The 24,441-nt window shown below is 65.4% G+C and carries 23 protein-coding genes and 2 tRNA genes; 15 read left to right on the top strand and 10 right to left on the bottom strand.

What is annotated here, in order from left to right; all coding sequences use genetic code 11:
• Positions 1-65: 65 nt before the first annotated feature.
• Genes BH95_RS00765 through BH95_RS00745 form a run of 5 tightly spaced genes read left to right on the top strand, consistent with a single transcriptional unit; the run spans position 66 to position 5,486 of the window.
• Entirely contained in the window at positions 66-1,571 is a 1,506-nt protein-coding gene (locus tag BH95_RS00765; RefSeq protein WP_037180638.1) for a CoA-acylating methylmalonate-semialdehyde dehydrogenase, read from the top strand.
• A 3-nt stretch (positions 1,572-1,574) separates the two neighbouring features.
• Positions 1,575-2,714 (top strand): isobutyryl-CoA dehydrogenase, encoded by a 1,140-nt coding sequence (locus BH95_RS00760; RefSeq protein ID WP_019667246.1) that lies wholly within the window; start codon positions 1,575-1,577, stop codon positions 2,712-2,714.
• A complete protein-coding gene (locus BH95_RS00755) occupies positions 2,711-3,808 on the top strand; it encodes an enoyl-CoA hydratase/isomerase family protein (RefSeq protein WP_037180637.1) in 1,098 nt (365 codons plus the stop codon). The genes BH95_RS00760 and BH95_RS00755 overlap by 4 nt, the downstream gene beginning before the upstream one ends.
• A complete protein-coding gene (gene mmsB, locus BH95_RS00750) occupies positions 3,805-4,713 on the top strand; it encodes a 3-hydroxyisobutyrate dehydrogenase (protein ID WP_019667248.1) in 909 nt (302 codons plus the stop codon). The genes BH95_RS00755 and mmsB overlap by 4 nt, the downstream gene beginning before the upstream one ends.
• Positions 4,710-5,486 carry an enoyl-CoA hydratase gene (locus BH95_RS00745; protein ID WP_037180634.1) on the top strand — a complete coding sequence of 259 codons (777 nt, stop codon included), beginning with the start codon at positions 4,710-4,712 and terminating at the stop codon, positions 5,484-5,486. Before mmsB ends, BH95_RS00745 begins: the two co-directional genes overlap by 4 nt.
• Here the strand turns inward: BH95_RS00745 and BH95_RS00740 are convergent.
• Both BH95_RS00740 and BH95_RS00735 read right to left on the bottom strand, forming a co-directional pair.
• Entirely contained in the window at positions 5,476-6,327 is an 852-nt protein-coding gene (locus BH95_RS00740; protein WP_244164750.1) for a hypothetical protein, read from the bottom strand. The genes BH95_RS00745 and BH95_RS00740 overlap by 11 nt on opposite strands.
• A gap of 77 nt (positions 6,328-6,404) precedes the next feature.
• Complete coding sequence (locus BH95_RS00735; protein WP_026348155.1) at positions 6,405-6,938, bottom strand: MarR family winged helix-turn-helix transcriptional regulator; 534 nt, start codon at positions 6,936-6,938, stop codon at positions 6,405-6,407.
• Between the two features lie 115 nt (positions 6,939-7,053).
• Here BH95_RS00735 and BH95_RS00730 point away from each other — a divergent pair.
• Positions 7,054-7,124 (top strand) — tRNA-Cys (locus BH95_RS00730).
• 88 nt (positions 7,125-7,212) lie between these two features.
• Here BH95_RS00730 and BH95_RS00725 read toward each other — a convergent pair.
• On the bottom strand, positions 7,213-7,710 hold the full coding sequence (locus BH95_RS00725; RefSeq protein WP_019667252.1) for a MarR family winged helix-turn-helix transcriptional regulator: 498 nt from the start codon (positions 7,708-7,710) through the stop codon (positions 7,213-7,215).
• A gap of 115 nt (positions 7,711-7,825) precedes the next feature.
• On the opposite strand from BH95_RS00725, the gene BH95_RS00720 reads away from it, so the two are divergent.
• A complete protein-coding gene (locus tag BH95_RS00720; protein ID WP_019667253.1) occupies positions 7,826-8,767 on the top strand; it encodes an NADP-dependent oxidoreductase in 942 nt (313 codons plus the stop codon).
• A gap of 7 nt (positions 8,768-8,774) precedes the next feature.
• Here the strand turns inward: BH95_RS00720 and BH95_RS00715 are convergent, their stop codons facing one another.
• A complete protein-coding gene (locus tag BH95_RS00715) occupies positions 8,775-9,221 on the bottom strand; it encodes a DUF1707 SHOCT-like domain-containing protein (RefSeq protein WP_033190598.1) in 447 nt (148 codons plus the stop codon).
• Positions 9,222-9,321: 100 nt separating this feature from the next.
• Here BH95_RS00715 and BH95_RS00710 point away from each other — a divergent pair, with 100 nt between their 5' ends.
• On the top strand, positions 9,322-9,885 hold the full coding sequence (locus BH95_RS00710) for a PadR family transcriptional regulator (protein WP_244164749.1): 564 nt from the start codon (positions 9,322-9,324) through the stop codon (positions 9,883-9,885).
• Here the strand turns inward: BH95_RS00710 and BH95_RS00705 are convergent.
• Entirely contained in the window at positions 9,851-10,441 is a 591-nt protein-coding gene (locus BH95_RS00705; RefSeq protein WP_037180672.1) for a class I SAM-dependent methyltransferase, read from the bottom strand. The two genes, BH95_RS00710 and BH95_RS00705, sit on opposite strands and share 35 nt — an antisense overlap.
• A 72-nt stretch (positions 10,442-10,513) precedes the next feature.
• Between BH95_RS00705 and BH95_RS00700 the strand changes: the two genes are divergently transcribed.
• The gene (locus tag BH95_RS00700; RefSeq protein ID WP_033190364.1) at positions 10,514-11,659 is read left to right on the top strand and encodes a 3'(2'),5'-bisphosphate nucleotidase CysQ; all 1,146 of its coding nucleotides are present in this window, start codon (positions 10,514-10,516) and stop codon (positions 11,657-11,659) included.
• Here BH95_RS00700 and BH95_RS00695 read toward each other — a convergent pair.
• Positions 11,620-12,852: an erythromycin esterase family protein gene (locus tag BH95_RS00695; protein WP_037180630.1), complete on the bottom strand. Its 1,233-nt coding sequence runs from the start codon at positions 12,850-12,852 to the stop codon at positions 11,620-11,622. The genes BH95_RS00700 and BH95_RS00695 overlap by 40 nt on opposite strands.
• A 52-nt stretch (positions 12,853-12,904) precedes the next feature.
• Between BH95_RS00695 and BH95_RS00690 the strand changes: the two genes are divergently transcribed.
• Positions 12,905-13,699 (top strand): TioE family transcriptional regulator, encoded by a 795-nt coding sequence (locus tag BH95_RS00690; protein WP_037180629.1) that lies wholly within the window; start codon positions 12,905-12,907, stop codon positions 13,697-13,699.
• On the opposite strand, the gene BH95_RS00685 is transcribed toward BH95_RS00690, so the two are convergent.
• Both BH95_RS00685 and BH95_RS00680 read right to left on the bottom strand, forming a co-directional pair.
• Positions 13,629-14,549 (bottom strand): hypothetical protein, encoded by a 921-nt coding sequence (locus tag BH95_RS00685; RefSeq protein WP_037180670.1) that lies wholly within the window; start codon positions 14,547-14,549, stop codon positions 13,629-13,631. The genes BH95_RS00690 and BH95_RS00685 overlap by 71 nt on opposite strands.
• Before the next feature lie 34 nt (positions 14,550-14,583).
• Positions 14,584-14,656 (bottom strand) — tRNA-Arg (locus BH95_RS00680).
• Between the two features lie 122 nt (positions 14,657-14,778).
• Between BH95_RS00680 and BH95_RS00675 the strand changes: the two genes are divergently transcribed.
• A complete protein-coding gene (locus BH95_RS00675; protein ID WP_037180627.1) occupies positions 14,779-17,175 on the top strand; it encodes a phosphoketolase family protein in 2,397 nt (798 codons plus the stop codon).
• Here the strand turns inward: BH95_RS00675 and BH95_RS00670 are convergent.
• Both BH95_RS00670 and BH95_RS00665 read right to left on the bottom strand, forming a co-directional pair.
• A complete protein-coding gene (locus BH95_RS00670) occupies positions 17,168-17,875 on the bottom strand; it encodes a DUF305 domain-containing protein (protein WP_020113160.1) in 708 nt (235 codons plus the stop codon). The two genes, BH95_RS00675 and BH95_RS00670, sit on opposite strands and share 8 nt — an antisense overlap.
• Entirely contained in the window at positions 17,875-18,789 is a 915-nt protein-coding gene (locus tag BH95_RS00665) for a DUF3105 domain-containing protein (protein WP_019667263.1), read from the bottom strand. The genes BH95_RS00670 and BH95_RS00665 overlap by 1 nt, the downstream gene beginning before the upstream one ends.
• A gap of 220 nt (positions 18,790-19,009) precedes the next feature.
• Here BH95_RS00665 and argS point away from each other — a divergent pair, with 220 nt between their 5' ends.
• The 4 genes from argS to thrC are packed head-to-tail and all read left to right on the top strand — an operon-like array spanning position 19,010 to position 24,439.
• Entirely contained in the window at positions 19,010-20,662 is a 1,653-nt protein-coding gene (gene argS / locus BH95_RS00660; protein ID WP_020113161.1) for an arginine--tRNA ligase, read from the top strand.
• Positions 20,659-22,080: a diaminopimelate decarboxylase gene (lysA, locus tag BH95_RS00655; RefSeq protein WP_037180625.1), complete on the top strand. Its 1,422-nt coding sequence runs from the start codon at positions 20,659-20,661 to the stop codon at positions 22,078-22,080. Before argS ends, lysA begins: the two co-directional genes overlap by 4 nt.
• On the top strand, positions 22,077-23,375 hold the full coding sequence (locus BH95_RS00650; protein WP_019667266.1) for a homoserine dehydrogenase: 1,299 nt from the start codon (positions 22,077-22,079) through the stop codon (positions 23,373-23,375). The genes lysA and BH95_RS00650 overlap by 4 nt, the downstream gene beginning before the upstream one ends.
• On the top strand, positions 23,372-24,439 hold the full coding sequence (gene thrC, locus BH95_RS00645) for a threonine synthase (protein ID WP_019667267.1): 1,068 nt from the start codon (positions 23,372-23,374) through the stop codon (positions 24,437-24,439). Before BH95_RS00650 ends, thrC begins: the two co-directional genes overlap by 4 nt.
• The last annotated feature ends 2 nt before the right edge of the window (positions 24,440-24,441 follow it).

Here is a 24,441-nt window from a genome sequence, read left to right as displayed (position 1 = left end):
ACATACATGGAAGTCCGACTATAGGATGAGCACACTTCATTCTCGTACCTGTTAGGACGGATTCCATGGCTCGCGAACTCACGCATTTCATCGGCGGCAAGCACGTTCCCGGAGAGTCGGGGAATTTCGGCGACGTGTTCGACCCCAATACCGGCGAGGTTCAGGCGCTCGTTCCGCTGGCCAGTGACGCCGAGGTCGAGGCGGCCATCGCCGACGCCGAGCAGGCGCAGCGCGAGTGGGCGACGTGGAACCCGCAGCGCCGCGCCCGCGTGCTGATGAAGTTCCTGCAGCTGATCAACCGCGACATGGACGAGCTCGCTCGCTTGCTGTCGAGCGAGCACGGCAAGACCATCGCCGACGCCAAGGGCGACATCCAGCGCGGCCTCGAGGTCGTCGAGTTCGCCGTCGGTATCCCGCACCTGCTCAAGGGTGAGTACACCGAAGGCGCGGGCGGCGGAATCGACGTCTACTCGATGCGTCAGCCCCTCGGCGTCGTCGCGGGTATCACCCCGTTCAACTTCCCGGCGATGATCCCGCTGTGGAAGGCAGGCCCGGCCATTGCGTGCGGCAACGCGTTCATCCTCAAACCGTCCGAGCGTGACCCGTCGGTACCGCTCAAGCTGGCCGAGCTGTTCCTCGAAGCCGGTTTGCCGCCGGGCATCTTCAACGTCGTCAACGGCGGCAAGAACGCCGTCGACGTGCTGCTGAACGACGATCGCGTCAAGGCCATCGGCTTCGTCGGGTCGACTCCGATCGCGCAGTACATCTACGAGGAAGCCGCCAGGAACGGCAAACGCGCACAGTGCTTCGGTGGCGCCAAGAACCATGCTCTCGTCATGCCCGACGCCGATCTCGATCAGGTCGCCGACGCCCTCCTCGGTGCTGCCTACGGCTCAGCGGGCGAGCGCTGCATGGCCATCTCGGTTGCCGTTCCTGTCGGTGAGGAGACTGCCGATGCACTCGTCGCCAAGCTGAAGGAACGCGTCGCGACGCTGAAGATCGGCCGCTCCGACGACGAGAACGCGGACTTCGGGCCGCTCGTGGGAAGCGACGCGCTGAAGCGGGTCTACGACTACACCCAGATCGGGATCGACGAAGGAGCCGAGCTCGTCGTCGACGGCCGGGACTTCGTGCTCGAGGGCCACGAGAACGGATTCTTCGCGGGTGCAACGTTGTTCGACAAGGTCACCACGGACATGCGCATCTACAAGGAAGAGATCTTCGGACCGGTCCTCATCGTGGTGCGCGCCGAGGACTACGAGGACGCACTGCGTCTGCCGACCGAGCACGAATACGGCAACGGCGTGTCCATCTTCACCCGTGACGGCGACACTGCTCGCGACTTCTGCTCGCGCGTGCAGGTCGGCATGGTCGGCGTCAACGTCCCGATTCCGGTGCCGATCGCGTACCACACGTTCGGCGGCTGGAAGCGGTCCGGCTTCGGCGATCTCAACCAGCACGGACCGGACTCGGTGCGCTTCTACACCAAGACCAAGACCGTCACGCAGCGGTGGCCGTCGGGCACCAAGGAGCAAGCTGCCAATCACTTCGTCATCCCCAACATGGACTGACGCATGTTCACACTGACCGAAGACGAAAAGGCGATCAACGAAACCGCACGGGATTTCGCCGACGAGTTCCTCGCTCCCGATGCAGTCGAATGGGACCAGAACAAGCACTTCCCGGTGGACGTGTTGCGCAAGGCGGCCGGTCTGGGAATGGGCGGTATCTACATCGGTGAGGACGTCGGTGGGTCCGGCTTGACGCGGCTGGATTCGGTCCGCATCTTCGAGCAGCTCGCGACGGGTGATCCGTCGATCGCGGCCTACATCTCCATCCACAACATGGTGACGTGGATGATCGACACCTACGGCAACGACGAACAGCGTCGCCAGTGGGTGCCGGGATTGTGCTCGATGGACCAGCTGGGCAGCTACTGCCTCACCGAGCCCGGTGCGGGGTCCGACGCGGCGGCCTTGAGTACCAAGGCTGTTCGCGACGGTGACGACTATGTGCTGAACGGCGTCAAGCAGTTCATCTCCGGTGCAGGTACGTCGGACGTGTACGTCGTGATGGTCCGAACGGGCACTGCGGGTCCCAAGGGAATTTCCGCGATCATCGTGCCCAAGGATTCGCCCGGCCTGTCCTTCGGGGCGAACGAGAAGAAGATGGGGTGGAACGCCCAGCCCACACGCCAGGTCATCTTCGAGGACGTTCGCGTCCCGGCCGCCAACGTCCTCGGTAACGAGGGCGACGGTTTCCGCATCGCGATGAACGGACTCAACGGTGGCCGGCTCAACATTGCAGCCTGCTCCATCGGCGGGGCGCAGAGCGCACTGGACAAGGCCGTTGCCTATCTCCTCGAACGCAAGGCGTTCGGTGCCCGGCTGCTGGACTCGCAGGCTCTGCAGTTCCGGCTGGCGGACATGAAGACCGAACTGGAAGCTGCACGCACCATGCTCTGGCGCGCCGCCGACGCACTGCAGAACGACGAGGCGGACAAGGTCGAACTGTGTGCGATGGCAAAGAGATTCGCCACGGACACGGGTTTCGAGGTCGCCAACGCTGCGCTGCAGTTGCTCGGTGGATACGGTTACCTCGCGGAATACGGTGTGGAGAAGATCGTCCGCGATCTTCGTGTGCACCAGATCCTCGAGGGAACCAACGAGATCATGCGAGTCGTGGTGGCTCGCTCGATAGTGGGAGCAGCATGACCGAGGCAGTTACCGAATCCGAAGCAGAAGTGCTGTTCGACGTCGCCGGCGGAGTCGGCCGGATCACGCTGAACCGCCCCAAGGCGATCAACGCGCTCAATCACGCGATGGTGCAGCAGATTGCGCCGAAGCTCGACCAGTGGGCGGCCGACGACGCTATCGATCTGGTGCTGCTCGTCGGCGCAGGCGAACGTGGTCTGTGCGCGGGCGGCGACATCGTCTCGATCTACCACGACGCCAAGGACGGCGGCAGCGGTTCGAAGGACTTCTGGCGCGACGAATACATTCTCAACGCGGCGATCGCCCGATTCCCGAAGCCGTACGTCGCCATCATGGACGGTGTGGTCATGGGCGGCGGCGTCGGGTTGTCCGCTCACGGGAACGTCCGAATCGTCACCGAGCGATCGAAGATCGCGATGCCGGAAGTCGGGATCGGATTCATCCCCGACGTCGGCGGCACGTACCTTCTCGCGCGGACGCCGGGAGAACTCGGCACCCACCTGGGCCTGACGACGGCGCGCATGGACGCAGGCGACGCGATCGCAGCAGGATTTGCGGACCACTACATGCCGTCGGAGAATCTGGAGAAATTCTACGTCGCCCTGGAATCCGGTGAATTGTCCGACGCTCTCGACGAGTTCACCGAAGAAGCACCTGCGTCGACGCTCGATGCATCGCGTGAGTGGATCGACAGGTACTACGCAGGAGACAGTGTCCAGGCCATCGTGGACGGACTGCGCGGCAGCGGGATACCCGACGCCGAGAAAGCTGCGGGCGACATCGAATCGAAATCGCCTGTCTCGCTGAAGGTGACCTTGCGCTCGCTGCGGCACGCGGCTACGGCGTCGTCGCTCGAGGAGGTGTTGAACGAGGAGTATCGAGTCTCGCTCGCGAGCCTCGAATCACACGATCTCGTCGAGGGCATCCGCGCGCAGGTCGTGGAGAAGGACAGAAACCCGAAGTGGTCGCCGGCGACGCTCGCCGACGTGACCGACGCCGACGTCGATCGGTACTTCGCATCGTTGGGTGACAGGGAACTGGGGCTGGAGTGGAGCCTGCAGAAACGACCGATGGGACTGGAGAAGAACACATGAGTGAGAAGACGATCGGCTTCATCGGTCTCGGCCACATGGGCGGCCCGATGGCGGCCAATCTGGTCAAGGCCGGGTACACGGTGCAGGGCTTCGATCTGGTCCCGGCGGCATTGGCGCAGGCCGAGTCCGACGGGGTGACCGTCGTCGACTCTGCGGTGGCGGCAGTGAAGGACGCGGGCATCGTTGTGACGATGCTTCCGAACGGAAGGCTTGTCCTCGATCTGTACAAGGATCTGCTGCCGGCGGCGGCGCCGGGCACGTTGTTCATCGACAGTTCCACGATCGATGTCGCCGACGCCCACGCCGCGCACAGGCTGATCGACGACGCGGGCCACCGCGGTCTCGACGCGCCGGTGTCCGGCGGAGTCGGCGGGGCGGCTGCGGGGACGTTGACGTTCATGGTCGGTGGCTCGGAGGAGGACTTCGCCTCGGCAGCAGCGGTTCTCGATGTGATGGGCCGCAAGGTCGTGCACTGCGGGCAGGCCGGTAACGGTCAGGCCGCCAAGATCTGCAACAACATGATCCTCGGCGTGTCCATGATCGCGATCAGCGAGGCGTTCGTGCTGGGGGAGAAGCTCGGACTCAGCAATCAGGCTCTGTTCGACGTTGCGTCGACGGCGTCCGGTCAGTGCTGGGCGCTCACCACCAACTGCCCGGTTCCGGGCCCGGTCCCCACGTCGCCGGCGAACAACGACTACAAGCCGGGCTTCGCCGCTGCTCTGATGGACAAGGACCTCGGTCTCGCCGCCAATGCGTTGCGCGACAATGGTGTCGAGGGAGTTCTGGGGTTGCAGGCCGCCGAGATCTACGCGAAGTTCAAGGAGACGTCCGGCGGCGGTACCGATGTCGACTTCTCCGGCATCATCAACGACATTCGTGAGCGTTCGACAGGAGCAGCACAGTGACGGATTTCGAGACCATTCTGCTCGAGCGTCGTGGGCGCGTCGGCATCATCACCCTGAATCGACCGAAAGCACTGAACGCGCTCAATTCTCAGCTGATGCACGAGGTCGTCTCGGTCGTCGAGGAACTCGATCGTGACGAGAACATCGGCGCCATCCTCGTCACCGGTTCGGAGAAGGCCTTCGCTGCCGGGGCGGACATCAAGGAGATGCAGCCCAAGTCCTACATGGATGTCTACCTCGACGACTTCTTCACGGCGTGGGATCGTCTCGCCGCGGCCAGGACGCCGATCGTGGCGGCGGTGTCCGGTTATGCACTCGGCGGTGGGTGCGAACTCGCGATGATGTGTGACGTCCTGATCGCGTCGGACACCGCGGTGTTCGGCCAGCCCGAGATCAAGCTCGGCGTCATTCCCGGAATCGGTGGTTCGCAGCGTCTGACTCGTGCGGTCGGCAAGGCCAAAGCGATGGAGATGGTGCTGACCGGGCGGAACATGAAGGTCGAGGAGGCCGAGCGAGCCGGCCTCGTCTCTCGTGTCGTCCCGGTAGCCGACCTGCTCGACGACGCCATCGCCACGGCGACCACGATCGCGGAGATGTCGCTTCCTGTTGCGATGATGGCGAAGGACGCCGTGAACCGGTCGTTCGAGTCGTCGCTCGCCGAGGGAGTCAGGTTCGAGCGTCGCCTGTTCCATTCGACGTTCGCGACCGAAGATCAGAAGGAAGGCATGGCCGCGTTCGTGGAGAAGCGTCAGGCCAAGTTCGTCAATCGCTGAACTGCTGATCGGTTGCACCACTGATCGTGGACAGCAACGCGGCGCCCCGGGCCGACACGAGCTCGGGGCGCTGCGGCACCACCGTCCGCAGGCGCAGGCGTTTCTCGAAGGCCGCGCCGATCGAGGTGACGTTGGCGCCCCCACCGAGCAGGACGATGGACGCAGGTTTGGTGCCGGACAGTTCGATCGTCTGTTCCACCACCATCGTCGCGTAGCGCACCGGACCGGCGATGATGTTGTCGAAGTCGCGGCGCGTCAGCACGTGGTGGCCAGCGCCGTCGGGATCGTGTGCGCTCACCACTCCGCCGTCACTGAGCCGCTCCTTGAGTGCGCGGGACGAGTCGATGTCCGTCCGGACTCCGTGGTCGGCGAGATGTCGGCGAACGAGGTGGTCCAGGTCGTCACCGCAGAACGTCTCTGTTCGACGGGCGGCGACGGTTCTGCCCGCGGCCAGATCCAGCACGGACACCGTCATACCGGTGCTCCCCAGATCGCACAGCACCGTCGATCCGTGCGCGGGAACGGTTCCGGTGAACCGAAGGTAACGCAGCTGCGCCGCGGTTTCGTGCACGAGTTGGGCGTAGCGCGGATCACGGTGAGCGCTGATGGCGTCGGCTTCCTCGGCCAGCCGGTACGCGATGGCCGAATACTGCACCGGTAGAGACAGTTTGGCGGCGATGGCATGCAGGGCGGACACCCCGTCGGAGATCGTGGACACCAACGACTGACCTCGTCGGCGACGCACGGTACGCGACGCCACCGGCGCGCGATGAGGACTGTCGAGATACGTCAGGATCGCGCGCGCACCGTGTGCGCCCGCGCCTACACCCACAACCAACACTGCTTTGCTCCAACCTGGGAGCGGCCCCCGCCACACCCGGTGACCATTTGATCATGAAACGGGTGAGCGAGCGCGATTCACCAGGCCGCAGTGGCCCCGTCGTCCTCGAAATCGCCAGCGGTGCGCCTCAGTTCGGCCAGGATTCGCACCAGCGACGTCAACCGGTCCTTCGCCAGACCGGGCTTGCCGAACACTTGCGCATTGAGCTTCTCGGTGGCATCGACCGCCAGTTCGCGGCCGCTGTCGGTGATTTCGACGAGGGTGGTGCGTCGGTCGCTCGGATGCGGCGTCCGGCGCACGTACCCGGCGGTCTCCAGCCGATCCACCGCATTGGTGACACTCGTCGGGTGGACCTGCAGGCGCGCACTTGCTTTTGCCATCGGGATCGCACCGGTCTTGGTGAAGGTCAGCAACGTCAACAACTCGTAGCGCGAGAACGTCAAACCAGTCGGCTTCAGCACTTCCTCGACCCGCGCGAGCATGATCTGCTGCGCGCGCATCAGCGACGTGACCGCGGCCATCCCGTCGGCGACGTCGCCCCATCCATGCTTGGTCCACTGACGGTGGGCCTCTGCAATGGGATCGAGTGGAAGCGGCGACGAAGCAGACATGCCGTCCATCCTCCCATGGCATCCGGCCTGGGCGCCGTCGTCTGCCGTGTCTTTGAAATCACGCTGAGCAGAACCATGGTCACATCGGGTTCACTGGGGCACTCTTGTCCTCGATGCGGGTGTGGCTGAGTGGCTAGGCACCGGCCTGCAAAGCCGTTTACACGGGTTCGAATCCCGTCGCTCGCTCGAAGGAACCGCCAGGCGACATGCCTGGCGGTTCCGCTTTTCTCACCCTGCGCCGTCCGCCGGCCGACGTGTTCCGCGCTGGTTCTGCTCAGCGCTTCCGGCGGGCTGCCGCCGAGCGTGGGGGTGCTGTGCGCATGTGATCGCGGACCGGCGACAGGAGTTCGCCGAGAGCCCGGGTGTCCGACGGCGACAGCGACGAGAACAGTTGCTGCTGAACGATCTCGACGTGGCCGGGAATCACCTTGGCGATCAACGCCCGTCCGGAGTCGGTGACCGTGACGGTGACGCTGCGTTCGTCGTCGGGCGACGGTCCGCGGGACACGAGACCCGCTTTTTCGAGCAATCCAGCCTGGTAGGTCAGTCCGCTACGGCTGTAGACGACGCCGTCGGCGAGGTCGGTCATGCGTTCGCTGCCCGATGGCGAGTCGAGGGCCAGGCGGGCGAGCAACTGGAATTGCACGTAGCTGAGGTCTCCGTCCTCCCTCAATTGCTGCTCCACCGCGTGACGCAGCAGGCCGGCGACCTCCATGAGCGAGAAGTACGCGCCGAGTTGAACGGAGTCGAGGGCGGGCGGTTGTTCCGACATGAGGCCACTCTACAACTGCTTCGTATTCGAAAGGCTTGCTTCGAATTCGCAACAGTGCTAGCTTTGCAGTGTGCTTCGAAATCGAAGCACTTCGGGTTCGACGAGAGGCAACACCATGAAGGCCATTCGCTTCCACCAGTACGGCGACGCCGATGTTCTGCGGTACGAGGACGTCGAGACTCCCGTTCCCGCAGCCGGTCAGGTTCGCGTTCGCGTTGCAGGAACCACCTTCAACGGCGTCGACGGAAACATCCGGGCGGGCAACATGCAGGAGCCGATGCCACTGACCCTGCCGCACATCCCGGGTGTCGATGTCGCGGGAACCGTCGACGCGCTGGGCGACGGAGTCGACAACCGAAAGGTCGGGGACCGGGTGATCGGATTCCTTCCGTTCGTCACGGACGGTGCGTCAGCAGAATTCGTGGTCGTCGACGCCGACGCGCTCGCACCGGCTCCAACGTCGATTCCGCTCGCTGATTCGGCAGTGCTCGGCGTGGTCGGACTGACCGCGTGGCAGGCGTTGTTCGATCACGCCGAGCTGAAGCGCGGACAACGCATCCTGGTGAACGGCGCGAGCGGGGCCGTCGGTGGGTTCGCCGTGCAGTTGGCCCACGCGGCAGGCGCATACGTCGTCGCGACGGGGCGTGCGTCGGAGACAGAGCGTCTGAGGAAGCTCGGTGCCGACGAGGTCGTCGACCATTCGGCGGTCGACGTCGTGGTCGCGCTGACGACGCCCGTCGACGTTCTGGTGAACTTCGCGCCCATCACGCCGGACCTGTTCGGCGCCTTGGCAACCCGAGTCGCGGACGGCGGCGTGGTCGTCAACACCACGGTCTGGATGCCCGCGCCGAGTGACGAGGCGCGCGGTGTTCGCGGCATCGACATGTACCTCCGCAGCGACGCCGCGCAACTGTCCGAACTCTCGACGCGTGTCGACCGAGGCGAGCTCGTCGTCGACGTGGCCGACCGAGTTGCGCTCCGTGAGCTCGCTACGGTGCACGCCCGCGCCGCAGCGGGGAACCTGCCGGGCAAGGTCGTCGTGATTCCCGGTTCGTGACGTGGTGTCAGCGACTGGTGCAACCCATCGGCATTCCGGTGACCCGGTGCAGTGCCAGCATCGCTCCCCATGGGCCGATGACCCACACCGGCCAGGGGTAGAGGAAGTTCCCGGTGGCGACCGAGGTGACGGCCCAGATGGTCAGGCACAGGACTCCGACGCTCGCCCACGTCAGCAGTTCGCGGCTCATCGGTGGACGTTGCGGGGACTGCGGCTCGATGAGTGTCGAGGCCACCGGTGTCGAGGCGACAGGTGCGGGGAGGTCGCGGAACACGTCGTCGAGGTCGGCGCGCGTGACGGCGGCGTAGGCCTGGGCGGCGCGTCCGTCGAAGTCCTCGATCGTCAGGCGGCCGGACGCCACATGGCTGGTCAGGAGGTCGACGGCGGCGTCGCGGTGCGCGTCGGACAGGCGGGTGTTCGAGTTCGTTTCACGGACATTCGGTTGGTACGGCATCTGCACTCCAACTCCGGACTGACGTTCCATTGTGGACTGTCGGGGTGTGTCCAGCATCGACCTACCACTGTGGAATGTCAAGGTGTGGGAGCATGACGATGTGCCAGAAAAACCACCGTTGAACGCGACCGCGGCGTCACTGCTCGGGTTCCTGCATCGCGGCTCCATGACCGGCTGGGACCTTCATGCCACTGCCGTTGCCTGCATCGGCGGCTTCTGGACCGTCACGCGGAGTCAGGTGTATCGGGAACTTGCGGCGCTGACCACGAGGGGCCTGATCGAGGAAGGCGCGGTGGGAGCCAGGGCTCAGAAACCGTTCACCATCACCGATGACGGGCGGGCGGAGTTCGCCCGGTGGATCGACCGGGCTCCCGGTGAGGAGAACATTCGACACCCGCTGTTGCTGACTCTGGCGTTCGGCGAGCATCTCGCCCCGGGGCGGGTGGCGGGGATACTGGCCGACCACCGGCGTCGGCACGCGGACACCCTGGCTCGCTACCGGGAGCAGCGCGCCGCGTCGGGCGGCGCGAGTGTGTTCGATCTGGCCACATTGGATTTCGGAATCAGGTACGAGCAGGCGACACTCGACTGGTTCGATGCACTACCCGACCAGCTTCGAGCCGGAAGCTTCAGGCCAGGAGCCGAGCCGCCCGCGCCACGGTGACCGCCCAGTCGGAGTCCGATCGCCAGGGTCGCAGATCCCAAGTGCCGAAACGATGTTCGACGATCAGGCCGGACGCGGCGAGATCGTCGTCGAACTGTCCCACGGTGTACTCCCGGTCGGTGGCGAAGCCCGCGACGAACACGCCGCCCGGCGTCAGATGCGCCGCGATGCGCTCCACCGCACTGCGCTCGGTTCCGGGCTCCACGAACACCATCACGTTCCCGGCCGCGACGACGGCGTCGAACGTCTCACCGAGGTCCAGCTGGGTCAGGTCGGCCTGGTGAACGGTGATGTCCGGGTTCAGGCGGGCTGCGTCGACGAACACGGGGTCGAGGTCCACTGCGGTCACCCGATGTCCTCGACGGGCGAGCTCCGCGCCGAGACGCGCTGTGCCACAACCCGCGTCGAGGACCGAACTGCCCGGCGTGAGGAGCGCGTCGACCATCCGTGCCTCACCGTGCAAGTCGACGCCCCGAGCGTCGAGCCGAGCGAACCTGTCGACGTATTTCCTGGACTGTGCCTCGTCGTTCTCGGTCTGCCAGCGTGTCGGAGCCATGGTGGACACTCTAGGCGGCCGCCGCGCACACCTCCGCCACACGATCGAGCGCAATCGTGGAATTGTGAACCTGTGAGTGCATCCTTTACACCCGAAGACGACGCACGGTTCGCAGCCGACGTTGCGCAGGCCGCGGGCAGAGTGCTGCTCGACATTCGTACGCGCGAGAACGGAAGAACGGAAGGGCGCGAGCTCGGCCGTCTCGGAGACGCCGAGGCGAACGGTCTCATCCTCGCCAGATTGAGAGCCGATCGGCCGGGCGATGCCGTGCTGTCCGAGGAGTCCGCCGACGATCCGGCCCGGCTCGACGCACAGCGCGTCTGGATCATCGATCCACTGGACGGGTCGCGCGAGTACGGAATCCAGGGGCGTGAGGACTGGGCGGTCCACGTCGGACTCTGGGAGGCCGGGAAGGGGATGACCGCGTCCGCGGTTGCTCAACCTGCTCTCGGAGCCGTCTACTCGACCACGAAGACGGGGCAACGGGCGCCGTCGAACGGCAGGCCTACCCTCGTCGTGAGCGACAGTCGTCCGCCGTACTACATCGAAGCGGTCGCCGACGACGTCGGTGGAGATGTCGTCACGATGGGATCGGCCGGGGCGAAGGCGATGGCCGTCGTCCGCGGGGACGCCGACGCCTACGTGCACTCGGGCGGTCAGTGGGAATGGGATTCGGCTGCGCCAGTGGGCGTTGCCCTCGCGGCAGGCCTGCACTGCTCACGCATCGATGGAACGCCGTTGCTGTACAACCAGTCTCATCCCTACCTCCCGGATCTGCTGATCTGCCGTACCGAACTCGCAGAGCCCTTGCTGGCGAGCATCGCCCGGCATGCGACGAGGCAAGCAGACACCGGACGCGTCGCGATGGCACGCGAATACATCAAGGCCTTGACGAGTCACGACGCCACCAAATTGCGCCTCGCGGAGGGATGCCGACGCGTCGAGAACGGCGACGTCACCGGGGAGAGCGGGCAACACATTCGGGACGACCTGGAACAGTCGTCGCGGTACCGTCGCGTCACCGCGGTCCGTGACGTGGACATCGAGGAGTGGGAGTCCTTCGTCGTCGCACGGTACCGAATCGAACTGGACGACAACACGACACTGTCCACGGTCGAACATTTCGCCATCCCCGCCGGCGACATCACCGCCATCACGACGATCGTCGTTCCCGACGATCAAGCGGGCGAACCCGCTGGACCGTCCTCGGCGGAGTGATCGGCGTCGTCGACGAAAAGCAAGCCGTCGTTGTCGACGAGGTGATCGGGGTCGAGCGGCGCGTAACCGAACCACGGTGACACGCGGGCATCGGGGCACTCCGTTGCCAGCGCTTCGGCCAGCACGCGAGTGTCGACGAGGCTTCGCCCCGCACGCAACGAGAACAGGTGGCCCTCCACCGTGTTCGGCAACGGTGGGCCGACGTCGTGGCGTTCGATCGTGCCGACTGCGGTCGGCAGGAACGCGAAGTCGGCCCCGAGTCGGGCGTCGACGAGTGCGCCCGCACTCCACCATTCGATTCGCCCCTGCCACATCTGCATGCTGCTCTTCCAGCGTTGGAGATGGCTGTTGTGCGCCGATACCAGCGTCGGTCCCCGCTCGGCGAGTGCCAGGAGGTTCTCCGCCATCATGGAGTCTCGTAGGCTGCACAACCTCGTGATGCGTGCCGCGGAGTCGTCCGCCATCCAGTAGTGGTAGCGCAGCAACCCGGCGGCGGTCCGAGCACACAGGTGCGCATCGAACCAGGACTCGTGGGTCGTCACCGCGCGGAGACGTGGCGCCTGCATATCGAGCAGGCTCGCCAGATCGTCTGCGACGAGCCGTAATTCGATGGCTTGTGCACTGCGTCCGAAGGAGCGGGACGGGGAGTGCATCGCGTCGGGATCGGTCCATCGCTCGTCCGGACCGAGCAACCGATCCAGAGTCTCACCGGTGACGGGGATCAGATCCGACTCCACCCAACGGGCGAGGTAGGCATGGAGTTCGGTGAGCGCGTGCCGTGGGCTGGCTGCCGACGCCATCTCCAGCGGTGCATCGAAACCAGCGAATCGGACGGCCTCGGAGACCGGGTGCCGACGGTTGTGCTCTCGCATCCACTGCACGAGCTGCCGATTTCCGTCCAACGTGCCCCACTCGTGGCTGAAGCCGTGTGTCAGAACGTGATCGAGCGTGCCGACGCCGCTCACGACGTAGTCGTCCACCAATCGACCCATCAGGCAGTCGCTTTCGATGGAGATGGTGCGGTAGCTCTCGTTCTCGACGAGTTCGCGGAAAAGGTCGTTCCGCAGTTCCAGGAGTCCATGAGCGCCGTGGGTCGGCTCTCCGACGGCGAGCAGGTGCGGCCGGGTGCCCAGCAGTTGGACGAGGGAAGACCCTTGGGCTGGATGGACGACGTGGTCGATCGAAGCAGGCATACAGTGAACGCTATCGTTGAACCGTCCTTTGAAGCTTTGAAAGGATCCTGCCATGTCGACCACCGAAAAGCCTAGATTGCGTCCCGTCGACCTGGCTCGCGAACACGGGGTGTCGACGCAGGCAGTGCGTAATTACGAGGATGCCGGAATACTTCCCGCGGCCACGAGAACCGAGCACGGTTATCGGACGTACACGCCGATGCACGCGCACGCCTTGAGGACGTTCCGAGCTCTCACTGCGGGGCACGGTCACGCGATGTCGACGGCAATCATGTGCGCTGTGAACTCCGGTGATGTCGACGCCGCGCTTCAGACGATCGACGACGCACACGCACAGCTGCGCGAAGAACGTGCAACCCTGCGCTCGGTCGAACATGCTCTGGCAGGAGTGCAGCCTGCAGGAACGACTCGAGGGGGAGTGCAGCCTGTGGCCTCGTCGGCCGCCGGGTTGTTCATCGGCCCGCTTGCTCACAAGCTGGGTGTCGAGCCCGCGACCTTGCGCAAGTGGGAGCGCGCCGGTTTGGTGCGACCCGGCCGTGACAGGAAGACGGGGTATCGCGTTTACGCCGAGTCCGCGGTACGCGACGCGCAGCTGATCAGGCAGCTGCGGCGAGGAGGGTTTGCGCTGAGCCGGATTGCGCCGCTGATTGCTCACGTTCGAAGCGCGGGCGGGGTGGAACCGCTTGTGGATCTGATGGACGACTGGCGCGACCGGATTCATGCTCGCGGGCGCGCGATGCTCAGCGGTGCTGCAGAGTTGGACCGGTACCTCGTGCTCAGGAATCTTGACGGTCGAGTTCGTCCAGAGCTGCCCGATGCTCCGCCGTCCGTGCCTGTGCATCGGTGAGAATCCTTCGTAGACGGCGGGATTCGCGCTCCGTCGATTTCTCGTCCTTTCTGGCGTCGGCTTCGTGCTCTTCGGCGTCGTGCAGCTCGGAGCGCAGCTGAGTCAACCGCTGTTTGATCTCGGTCAATCGGGTCGACGCAGCCTCGGCCGCGGCGTCGGCGGCCGCGGCGGCGTTCTCGGCTGCCTCCTCGTCCTCCCGAGCCTCCTCTAGCCGTTCCTTGGCCTCGTCGAATCGCTTCCGAGCCTCCGCTCGCACCTCCGCGGCCCTGGCGGCCGCCTCTGTGTCCTCATCGTGCGTCGCCTCGTCCGGCTGCTCGGGTTCGGCAGTGTCGGTGGATGTGGCCGGTTCCGGCGCCAACGACAGCACGGCCGGGCCGAAGCCGCTGTAGGACTCGGCCGTCACGACTCGTCCCCCGCGTACGCGCTCGGCGACATCGGGATCCGCGAGTGCGGCACCGAGGGTCTGACCGACTTCGCGGGCCGCGTCCTCCGTGGTGGTCCGTCCGCGATCGGCGGCGATCTCGACCGCACGGGCGGAGAGGGCGCGGATCGATTTCTGACGGTCCGCCGACAGTTCTCGGAGGTCCCCGGCGGCCGATCGGCGCTGGGCGTCGCGAAGCCTGTCGCCGAGGTCGAACAGATCTGCCACGTCCTCGGGTTCTTCACGGACGAGGAGATTGACCATCCATCCGACGGTCGTCGGCTTACGGAGCTTGATGATCGCGGCCGCTAGTTTTCGATTCCCCGAGACCTTGGCGGCTGCGGCAGCGGATGTGCGAGCGGCGACGAACTCGGCCGGATCGACGGAATACAGCTCGGCTGCAACGTCGTCGAGTTCGGCAGAGGACATGTGCGCAATTGTTGCACCGCGCGGCAGAAATGTGTGCCCCCGGCAGGATTCGAACCTGCGGCCTTTCGCTCCGGAGGCGAACGCTCTATCCCCTGAGCTACGGGGGCGCGCCGAGACGAAGAAAACCTGCGTATCCGGCGTGCCTGTTGGGCGGCTCCAAGACTAGCGCATTGCAACCGTCACCTGAAATCGCACCTGGTGTTAACGCAACAAGAGGACAGTCGAGGGCATGACCGACTACGAGTATTCGGACGACGCTCTCGATCTCGACCTGGCGTGGTGGTCGGCAGCGAACTATCTGACCGTCGCGCAGATATACCTGAAGGACAACACGCTTCTGCGTGAGCCGCTCGATGCGTCGCACATCAAACCGCGCTTGCTCGGGCACTGGGGGACAAGCCCTTGCCTGTCGATGATCTACACCCTGCTCAACCGTCACATCACAGAGACCGACACCGACTGGCTCTACGTGACAGGACCGGGACACGGCGGCCCGGCGCTCGTGGCGTCGACCTATCTCGAAGGGACGTACACCGAGATCTACCCGCACGTGTCCCGCGACGCGGACGGGATACGACGCTTGTGCCGTCAGTTCTCCGCTCCCGGAGGGATACCGAGTCACGTCAGCGTGCAGACGCCGGGCAGCATCCACGAGGGCGGCGAACTCGGCTATGCACTCGTTCATGCGGGCGGAGCAGCATTCGACCGACCACAGTTGACGGTTGCGTGCGTCATCGGTGACGGAGAGGCGGAGACGGGTCCGCTCGCGGGCTCCTGGAAGCTCCCGGCTTTCCTGAACGCACGACGCGACGGTGCTGTGCTGCCGATCGTCAACGTGAACGGCGCGAAAATCGCGGGGCCGACGGTGTTCGGCCGGAGTCGCGACGAGGACATCGTCGACTTCCTGCACGGGCAAGGATGGGAACCCGTCGTGGTGGCCGGTGACGATCCACGTGTGGTGTTCCCGGAACTGCTCCGCGTGCTTCGTGAGTCGCATCGGAGAATCCGAGCGATCCAAAGCGCCGCTCGAACCGGGGAGCCCGAGACCGGTGCCCGATGGCCCGCGATCATCCTGCGCACACCCAAGGGCTGGACGGGCCCTCACACCGTCGACGGTGTCCTCGTCGAGGGCACTTTCCGGGCGCACCAGGTGCCCCTGTCCGGTGTCAGGACCAACCCGGAGCACCTGGCGCAGTTGGAGACCTGGCTGCAGTCCTACCGTCCCTACGAACTGTTCGACGGCGACGGAGCCCTGGCCCCGCAGATCGCCGCGCTGGCTCCGGCGGGGGACAAACGTATGGGGTCGACGCCGTACGCCAACGGCGGCCGTCTGCTGCAACCACTACGTATCCCGCCACTCGAGAACTACGAGATCTCGGTCGAGTCGCCCGGCGCAGGTTTCCACGAGACGACGAGGGTGCTCGGTGAATTGATGCGCGACATCTACGCGGGGAACACCACGGACGACGGTGGAGGAAACTTCCGGTTGTTCTCACCGGACGAAACCTCGAGCAACCGCTTGGCTGCGGTCTTCGAGCAGACCGACCGCTGCTGGCAACTCCCGACGGAGGACTGGGACGACCACCTCTCACCCGACGGACGTGTGATGGAGGTACTCAGCGAGCACCTGTGCGAAGGGTGGCTCGAAGGCTATCTGCTGGCGGGAGGCCACGGACTGTTCGCGAGCTACGAGGCATTCGCGATGGTGAGCGTGTCCATGATGATCCAGCACGTCAAGTGGCTGCAGCACGCCGCCGATCTGCCGTGGCGAGAACCGGTGGCGTCGCTGAACGTGCTGCTGACCAGTACGTGTTGGCGCAACGACCACAACGGGTTCAGCCATCAAGGACCAGGCATGATCGACGCCGCGATTCCGCTCTCGCCCGAGGTCGTGCGAATCTGGCTACCACCGGACTCCAACACCCTGCTGTCGATCGCCGATCACTGCTTCCGCAGCAGGGACCACGTGAACCTGATCGTCGTGGACAAGCAACCTCACCTGCAGTATTTGACGCTCCAACAGGCGGCCGAGCACTGTGCCGCGGGCGCGTCGGTGTGGCACTGGGCGGGAACGGAAACCGAGTCCGCCGGGAGCCCCAGCGAACCCGACGTGGTGCTCGCCGCAGCGGGTGACGTACCGACCCAGGAAATCCTCGCCGCCGCACAGATCCTCGCCGAGTGGGTTCCCTACTTGCGGATCCGCGTCGTCAACGTCGTGGATCTGATGGCGCTGGTGACGCCGGGGGACCACCCGCACGGGTTCACGCACGAGAAGTTCGTCGATCTCTTCACCGCGGACACCGACGTGGTGTTCGCGTTCCACGGCTATCCCCGCGCGGTCCACGAACTACTGCACGGCCGGCCGAAGGTCGATCGGTTCCACGTGCGCGGCTTCAACGAACAGGGCACGACCACAACGCCGTTCGACATGGTGGTGCTCAACAGAATGAGCCGCTACCACCTCGTGCTCGAGGCCCTGCGTCGATCGAGGCGGGTACCGGAGCGCGGCGCAGAGCTGGTGTCCTACTGCAACGCCCAACTCGAGCGGCATGCGACCTACGTCGTCGAGCACATGGAGGACATGCCCGAGGTAGCGGACTGGACGTACTCGCCGACCGTCAGTTAGTACCGAGGGGCTGAGCGCCCTTCTCGGCGAGCATCTGTGTCATCAGGGTGGATTCGCTTTCCTGAGTCGAGATCATCGACTGAGCGAGACGGACGAGCGCCGGAGTCTCGGCGTGATCCGCCGCGTACTCCATCATCGAGAGTCCACCCTGGTGGTGACGCAGCATCAGTTGCAGGAACATGACGTCGACAGCCGGTCCGGTTGCCTGGCGGAGGGCGGCGAGTTCGTCGCTGGTCGCCATTCCCGGCATTGCCGCGACGGGGCCCGTCGACTCGGATCCGTCGGAGCCGGCGGACATTCCGGCCATCGAGTGGCCGTGCTCGTCGCCGGACATCCAGCCCATGTAGCCGTCGGTCCCGACGGGGGAGCGGTCCCAGATGGCGAGCCAGCCCTGCATCTGGCCGACCTGGTTCTGCTGCGAAGTGAGCATGTCGAACGCGAGGTTACGGACGAGTGGGTCGGAGGCGTTGGTCAGCGCGATCGACGACATGTCGATGGCTTGATTGTGGTGCACCGACATGTCCTGCGCGAAGCCGACGTCCACCGAATCGGATGCAGGAACGTTGTCGTTTCCGCCGAGGAAGTTCGTTCGTGCCAAGAAACCCAGAGCGAACCCGATTGCGACTGCGGCGACGACGCCGAGGGCCAACAGGGCGACCAACTGTGGCCTGCTGACCCTCGGCTTCGTGGGAGCAGTCATCAGGAAGCAGGTGCCGGAGCTGCCGGTGCTTCGGTCGGGATCTGGAGGTCACTCGGAAGCTGCAGGTCCGACGGCAGGCCGCCGGTCGCGCCCGTCTCGCTGGCGTCGGGTGTGATGCCTGCGCCGTCCATCGGGACGGCGTCGGGGCCGGGTGCCGAGGCGTCGAACGGCGGTGGGTTGTCGGGATCGAATCCGCCACCGGGCACCGTCGAGCAGCTCGCGCCGACCTCGGGGTACTGGTACCGGTTGAGGCGGAGCGCCGAGATGAACTGGTCCACGCGCTCGTCGTCGACGCTGTCCACCTTGAGCTGGTGTCCCCAGGACTGCAGCGAGACGGGAGATTCCTGACCGGGGTACGGCGACATCAGCATGTACGTCTCACCGTCGACCTTGTCGGCGAGAACCTGGATCTGGTCCTCGGACAGTGCGTCGGGGTTGTAGGTGATCCACACGGCACCGTGTTCGAGGGAGTGGACTGCGTTCTCGGTGCGGATCGCTTCCGGGTACACGACGCCGGTGCAGGTGGCCCACGTCGCGTCGTGGGGTCCGCCGAACGGAGGCGTCTGGTCGTAGGCGACGCGCTGGGTGGCGGACACGTGCAGGGCAGCCTCGTACGGCTGAACCACCACGTCGGCGATTTCCGACGAGGGGTCCTGGTTGCTTTCGCTGGGCTCCCAGCGCTGCGCCTCGGCGCGGTCCTGGTACTTCGGGAAGAGGTTGATGGCGAGAGCCGCGATGAGGCCGACCACGACGACGACGGCTCCAACGGTCAGCCATGGGACCTGGCGGTTCTTCGGCGCGCCCGATTTTCTGGTCGCGGGGACGCCGCTGCTTTTCTTCGCAGCCTTGATGGCCTTGTTGGCTTTGGCTGCAGACTTCTTGTCCGGACCGCCGTTGTTGGAACCCGTGGGCATCGCTGTCGTCGCTCTTTCGGTTGTCGGAGGTGCAGTTGGGCGCGCAAAAACTACTTGTGATCGCAGAGCGCCCTTACTGTACGGTCCTAGTCTGAGTGCTTGCTTTGAGGTGCCGCCAGTACGGGCTCGCGTTGCCTCGGGCCAGTGGTTGCCGACAGTCCCCGCCTCAGACCACGGGCGCCTCGAACCTCGGGCACCTCAGACAATAGGATAGACACCTGTGACTCCCGCCGACCTTGCCGAACTACTACGCGCGACCGCAAGTGCGGTACTCGCCGACCGTGGCCTCGACGTATCCGTCCTGCCTGACAAGGTGACGGTCGAGCGCCCACGCAACCCCGAACACGGCGACTACGCCACCAACGTCGCCCTTCAGGTCGCGAAGAAGGCAGGCGCGAACCCTCGTGAGTTCGCCGGGTGGCTCGCCGAGGCCTTGAGCGCCGACGCATCGATCGCCAGTGCAGAGGTGGCAGGTCCCGGCTTCCTGAACATCCGTCTCGACGCCGACGCCCAGGGCGCGATCGTCGCGCAGGCGCTCGACGCGGGTGCCGCGTACGGCACCTCGTCGACGCTGGCAGGTACCAAGATCAACCTCGAGTTCGTCTCGGCCAATCCGACGGGTCCCATCCACCTGGGTGGAACGCGGTGGGCTGCGGTCGGCGACGCACTCGGCCGCATTCTGTCGGCTCAGGGCGCGGAGGTGGTACGCGAGTACTACTTCAACGATCACGGTGCTCAGATCGACCGGTTCACCAACTCCCTGATCGCTGCGGCGAAGGGTGAGCCTGCTCCGGAGAACGGTTACGCAGGCGCTTACATCCACGAGATCGCGCAGCAGGTGCTCGCCAAGAGCCCCGAGGTTCTGGCCATGGCCGATGTTCCGCAGGCCGAGACGTTCCGGTCGATCGGTGTCGAGTTGATGTTCGACCAGATCAAGAACAACCTGCACGAGTTCGGTGTCGACTTCGACGTGTACTTCCACGAGAACTCGCTGTTCGAATCCGGTGCAGTGGAGAAGAGCGTCGAATTCCTGAAGAACTCGGGAAGTCTTTTCGAGGACGACGGTGCGTGGTGGCTGCGTAGTACCGATTACGGCGACGACAAGGATCGCGTCGTCATCAAGAGCGACGGCAACGCCGCCTACATCGCCGGGGACATCGCGTACTTCCAGAACAAGCGGCAACGTGGTTTCGACCTGTGCATCTACATGCTCGGCGCGGACCACCACGGGTACATCGGCCGCCTCAAGGCCGCCGCGGCAGCGTTCGGAGACGACCCGAACACGGTCGAGGTTCTGATCGGCCAGATGGTCAACCTGGTCCGCGACGGTGTCGCGGTGAAGATGAGCAAGCGTGCGGGCACGGTCATCACCCTCGACGACCTGGTCGAGGCCATCGGTGTGGATGCGGCCCGCTACGTGATGGTCCGCTCGTCGGTGGACTCGAGCATCGACATCGATCTCGAACTGTGGGCGAGCGCGAGCAACGAGAATCCGGTCTACTACGTGCAGTACGCGCACGCGAGGCTCGCGTCGTTGGCGCGCAACGCCGCCGAACTGGGTATCAGTGGGGACGATCCGGACCTGAGCCTGCTCACGCAGGATCAGGAGGGCGAATTGATCAGGACCATCGGCGAGTATCCGCGGGTCGTCGCCAGCGCTGCCGACCTCCGTGAGCCTCACCGCATCGCGCGGTACCTGGAAGAATTGGCCGGCGCGTACCACCGGTTCTACGGCGCATGCCGAGTACTGCCACAAGGAGACGAGGAGCCAGGCCCCGTGAACACTGCTCGATTGGCATTGGGCAACGCAACCCGTCAGGTACTGGCCAACGGCCTGCGCCTGCTCGGTGTCAGCGCACCGGAGCGGATGTGAGCGCGCATCCGGCGGGTCCGAAGCACGCGGACGTACGCTCCCAGGACGGGCTCGCCGAACGCCCGAAGGTCGCTTCCGACATGACTGCTCTTCCCGAGCACGTCTACCCGCGCAACGCTGCTCGCGGCGACGACGGTGTGGTCACGCTTGCGGGTGTGCCGGTCACCGAGTTGGCCGAGCAGTACGGGACTCCGCTGTTCGTCATCGACGAGGACGATTTCCGTTCCCGCGCAAGGGAAATGGCGGAAGCGTTCGGTGATCCCGCACGGGTTCACTACGCCTCGAAGGCATTTCTGTGCGGCGAGATCGCACGGTGGGTGGCGGACGAAGGATTGTCCCTCGACATCTGCTCCGGCGGTGAACTGGGGATTGCACTCGCGGCGGGCTTCCCCGCCGAGCGAATTGCGATGCACGGCAACAACAAATCCGTCGCGGAGTTGACGGCCGGTGTTCGAGCGGGCGTGGAGCACGTCGTGCTCGATTCCATGATCGAGATCGACCGCCTCGACGCAGTCGCCGCGGACGAGAAGAAGGTCCAGGACGTTCTGGTTCGCGTGACCGTCGGCGTGGAAGCTCATACCCACGAGTTCATCGCGACGGCGCACGAGGACCAGAAGTTCGGCTTCTCCCTCGCCGACGGTTCGGCACTCGAAGCGATCAAGCGCGTGTTCGCGACCGACAACCTCCGCCTCGTCGGATTGCACAGCCACATCGGTTCGCAGATCTTCGAGGTCGACGGCTTCGAGCTGGCCGCGCACAAGTTGCTGGGCCTGCTGCGAGACGTGGTGGCGGAGTTCGGCGTCGAGAAGACGTCCCAGATCTCGACGGTCGATCTCGGCGGAGGAATGGGAATTTCCTACGTGCCGAGCGACGATCCGCCGCCGGTCGATCAACTCGCCGCGAAGCTGAAGTCGATCGTCGCCACGGAATCCGCTCTGGTGGGTCTTCCGGTGCCCAACATCGACGTCGAGCCCGGCCGTGCCATCGCGGGCCCGGGAACGGTGACGCTGTACGAGGTCGGGACCATCAAGGACGTCACCGTCGACGCGCAGACTCGTCGACGCTACGTGAGCGTCGACGGCGGAATGAGCGACAACATTCGCACCTCCCTGTATCAGGCGGAGTACGACTGCAGGCTCGTCTCGCGTGACTCCGACGCCGGTGCAGTGCTCGCTCGCGTCGTCGGAAAGCATTGTGAGAGCGGTGATGTGGTGATCAAGAACACCTGGATGCCGAGCGATGTCGGCCCCGGTGATCTGCTTGCCGTCGCCGCGACCGGCGCGTACTGCTACTCGATGTCCAGCCGGTACAACTTGCTGACGCGACCCGCCGTCGTCGCGGTGAAAGACGGAAAGTCTCGGCTCGTCCTGCGCCGAGAGACACTCGAAGACCTGCTCAGCTTGGAGGTGCAGCCATGACAACGAAGCCGTTGGGAGTAGCCGTTCTCGGCCTCGGGAACGTCGGAAGTGAAGTCGTCCGAATTCTGACCGAGAACGCCGAGGACCTCGCCGCACGTGTCGGTGCACCTCTCGAGATTCGCGGCATCGCGGTCCGGCGAGTCGATGGAGATCGCGGAGTCGACACCGCGTTGCTCACCGACGATCCCGAGTCCCTCGTCGCCCGCGACGATGTGGACCTGGTCGTCGAGGTGCTCGGTGGTATCGACATCCCGCGCAAACTGATCCTGTCGGCTCTGGAGAAGGGCAAGTCGGTCGTCACGGCCAACAAGGCTCTTCTCGCGGAGTACACCGGCGAGCTTGCCGACGCTGCCGAGAAGTCACGCGCAGACCTGTATTTCGAGGCCGCGGTCGCCGGTGCCATTCCCGTCGTACGTCCGTTGATGCAGTCGCTTGCAGGTGACCGCGTCAACAAGGTCGCCGGAATCGTCAACGGCACCACCAACTTCATCCTGTCCGCCATGGACGAGACCGGCGCGGACTACGCCGAAACCCTGGCCGAGGCCGGACGGTTGGGCTACGCCGAAGCCGATCCCACGGCCGACGTCGAGGGATACGACGCGGCGTCGAAGGCTGCGATTCTGGCGTCCATTGCCTTCCACACCCGCGTGACCGCGGGGGATGTCTACCGCGAGGGAATCTCGAAGATCACCTCGGCGGACCTGGAGACGGCTCGCTCGCTCGACTGCACCATCAAGTTGCTGGCGATCTGCGAGCGCATCACGACGCCCAAGGGCAAGGAACGCATCTCGGCGCGTGTCTACCCGGCGCTCGTTCCGCGTGACCACCCGCTTGCCACCGTCAACGGGGCCTTCAACGCCATCGTCGTCGAGGCGGAAGCCGCTGGACGCCTGATGTTCTACGGGCAGGGTGCCGGCGGAGCCCCGACCGCGTCGGCAGTTCTGGGTGACCTCGTCATGGCTGCCCGCAACAAGTTCTACGGCGGCCGAGGCCCGCTGGAGTCGAAGTACGCGAAGCTGAAGGTAGCTCCCATGGGCGACATCCCCACGCGGTACTACGTCAGCATGCAGGTGGCGGACAAGCCAGGGGTCCTCGCGACCGTGGCGGCGGAGTTCGCCACTCGCGACGTCAGCATCTCCACCGTTCGCCAGGCCGGTTCGGGTGACGGGGCGAGGCTCGTCGTCGTCACCCACCTCGCCGCCGATTCCGCTCTGTCCGAAACCGTCTCGGCGTTGGACAAGCTCGACGTCGTCACCTCTGTAGTCAGTGTTCTGAGATTGGAAGGCACCGAATGACCGTGCATACGCCGTGGCCGGGACTGATCGAGGCGTACCGCGATCGTCTGGCGATCGGACCGGACTGGAAGACCGTCACGCTGCTCGAGGGCGGCACGCCGCTGATCCACGCCGAGCGTCTGTCCGAGATGACGGGCTGCGAAGTCCATCTCAAGGTCGAGGGCTTGAACCCGACGGGCTCGTTCAAGGACCGCGGCATGACCATGGCCGTGACGGATTCCCTTGCGCGCGGCCAGGAAGCGGTGCTGTGCGCGTCGACGGGCAACACGTCCGCGTCCGCTGCCGCGTACGCCGCGAAGGCAGGTATGGGCTGCGCTGTCCTCGTCCCGCAGGGCAAGATCGCGATGGGCAAGCTCGCGCAGGCAGTCATGCACGGCGCCAAGATCATTCAGGTGCAGGGCAACTTCGACGACTGCCTCGAGCTGGCGCGCAAGACCACGGCCGAGTTCCCGACCATCGGCCTCGTCAACTCGGTCAACCCGGTGCGCATCGAGGGCCAGAAGACGGCTGCGTTCGAGATCTGTGACGCACTGGGCAACGCGCCCGACGTCCATGCGCTGCCGGTGGGCAACGCAGGCAACATCACCGCCTACTGGCGGGGCTACTCCGAGTACTTCCGTGACGGATTGACCACGGTGAAGCCGCGCATGCTCGGCGTCCAGGCCGCCGGTGCTGCACCGCTGGTTCACGGCGCGCCCGTCGCGGACCCCGAGACCATCGCCACGGCCATCCGGATCGGCTCGCCCGCGTCCTGGAACGGTGCGGTCGCCGCGAAAGAAGAGTCCGGCGGTGCCTTCCGCGCGGCCACCGACGAGGAAATCCTCGAGGCGTACCGTCTGGTCGCGAAGACCGAAGGCGTCTTCGTCGAACCCGCGTCCGCGGCTTCCATCGCCGGCCTGATCGCAGCCCGCAAGGAAGGCTGGCTGGACAGCGGCCTGCGCGTCGTCTGCACGGTCACCGGCAACGGACTCAAGGATCCGGACACCGCGTTGTCCGGAATGCCGGTGGTCGAGCCCATTCCCGTCGACCCTGTCGCTGTGGCATCTGCGCTCGAGTTGGCGTAGTG

This window comes from Rhodococcoides fascians A44A, from assembly GCF_000760735.1.
Lineage (GTDB): Bacteria > Actinomycetota > Actinomycetes > Mycobacteriales > Mycobacteriaceae > Rhodococcoides > Rhodococcoides fascians_E.
The sequence above is the reverse complement of the archived record's forward strand: the minus strand, read 5'-3'. Positions and strand labels throughout refer to the sequence as shown.

What these genes read in the sequence shown, in the direction of transcription:
- BH95_RS00760 (WP_019667246.1), top strand. Translation starts at nt 1,575, where the DNA reads ATGTTCACACTGACCGAAGACGAAAAGGCGATCAACGAAACCGCACGG.
- BH95_RS00665 (WP_019667263.1), bottom strand. Translation starts at nt 18,789, where the DNA reads ATGCCCACGGGTTCCAACAACGGCGGTCCGGACAAGAAGTCTGCAGCC.
- BH95_RS00725 (WP_019667252.1), bottom strand. Translation starts at nt 7,710, where the DNA reads ATGTCGGAACAACCGCCCGCCCTCGACTCCGTTCAACTCGGCGCGTAC.
- BH95_RS00670 (WP_020113160.1), bottom strand. Translation starts at nt 17,875, where the DNA reads ATGACTGCTCCCACGAAGCCGAGGGTCAGCAGGCCACAGTTGGTCGCC.
- thrC (WP_019667267.1), top strand. Translation starts at nt 23,372, where the DNA reads ATGACCGTGCATACGCCGTGGCCGGGACTGATCGAGGCGTACCGCGAT.
- BH95_RS00735 (WP_026348155.1), bottom strand. Translation starts at nt 6,938, where the DNA reads ATGTCTGCTTCGTCGCCGCTTCCACTCGATCCCATTGCAGAGGCCCAC.
- BH95_RS00695 (WP_037180630.1), bottom strand. Translation starts at nt 12,852, where the DNA reads ATGCCTGCTTCGATCGACCACGTCGTCCATCCAGCCCAAGGGTCTTCC.
- mmsB (WP_019667248.1), top strand. Translation starts at nt 3,805, where the DNA reads ATGAGTGAGAAGACGATCGGCTTCATCGGTCTCGGCCACATGGGCGGC.
- BH95_RS00765 (WP_037180638.1), top strand. Translation starts at nt 66, where the DNA reads ATGGCTCGCGAACTCACGCATTTCATCGGCGGCAAGCACGTTCCCGGA.
- BH95_RS00650 (WP_019667266.1), top strand. Translation starts at nt 22,077, where the DNA reads ATGACAACGAAGCCGTTGGGAGTAGCCGTTCTCGGCCTCGGGAACGTC.
- BH95_RS00755 (WP_037180637.1), top strand. Translation starts at nt 2,711, where the DNA reads ATGACCGAGGCAGTTACCGAATCCGAAGCAGAAGTGCTGTTCGACGTC.
- BH95_RS00705 (WP_037180672.1), bottom strand. Translation starts at nt 10,441, where the DNA reads ATGGCTCCGACACGCTGGCAGACCGAGAACGACGAGGCACAGTCCAGG.
- BH95_RS00685 (WP_037180670.1), bottom strand. Translation starts at nt 14,549, where the DNA reads ATGTCCTCTGCCGAACTCGACGACGTTGCAGCCGAGCTGTATTCCGTC.
- BH95_RS00715 (WP_033190598.1), bottom strand. Translation starts at nt 9,221, where the DNA reads ATGCCGTACCAACCGAATGTCCGTGAAACGAACTCGAACACCCGCCTG.
- BH95_RS00720 (WP_019667253.1), top strand. Translation starts at nt 7,826, where the DNA reads ATGAAGGCCATTCGCTTCCACCAGTACGGCGACGCCGATGTTCTGCGG.
- BH95_RS00690 (WP_037180629.1), top strand. Translation starts at nt 12,905, where the DNA reads ATGTCGACCACCGAAAAGCCTAGATTGCGTCCCGTCGACCTGGCTCGC.
- BH95_RS00675 (WP_037180627.1), top strand. Translation starts at nt 14,779, where the DNA reads ATGACCGACTACGAGTATTCGGACGACGCTCTCGATCTCGACCTGGCG.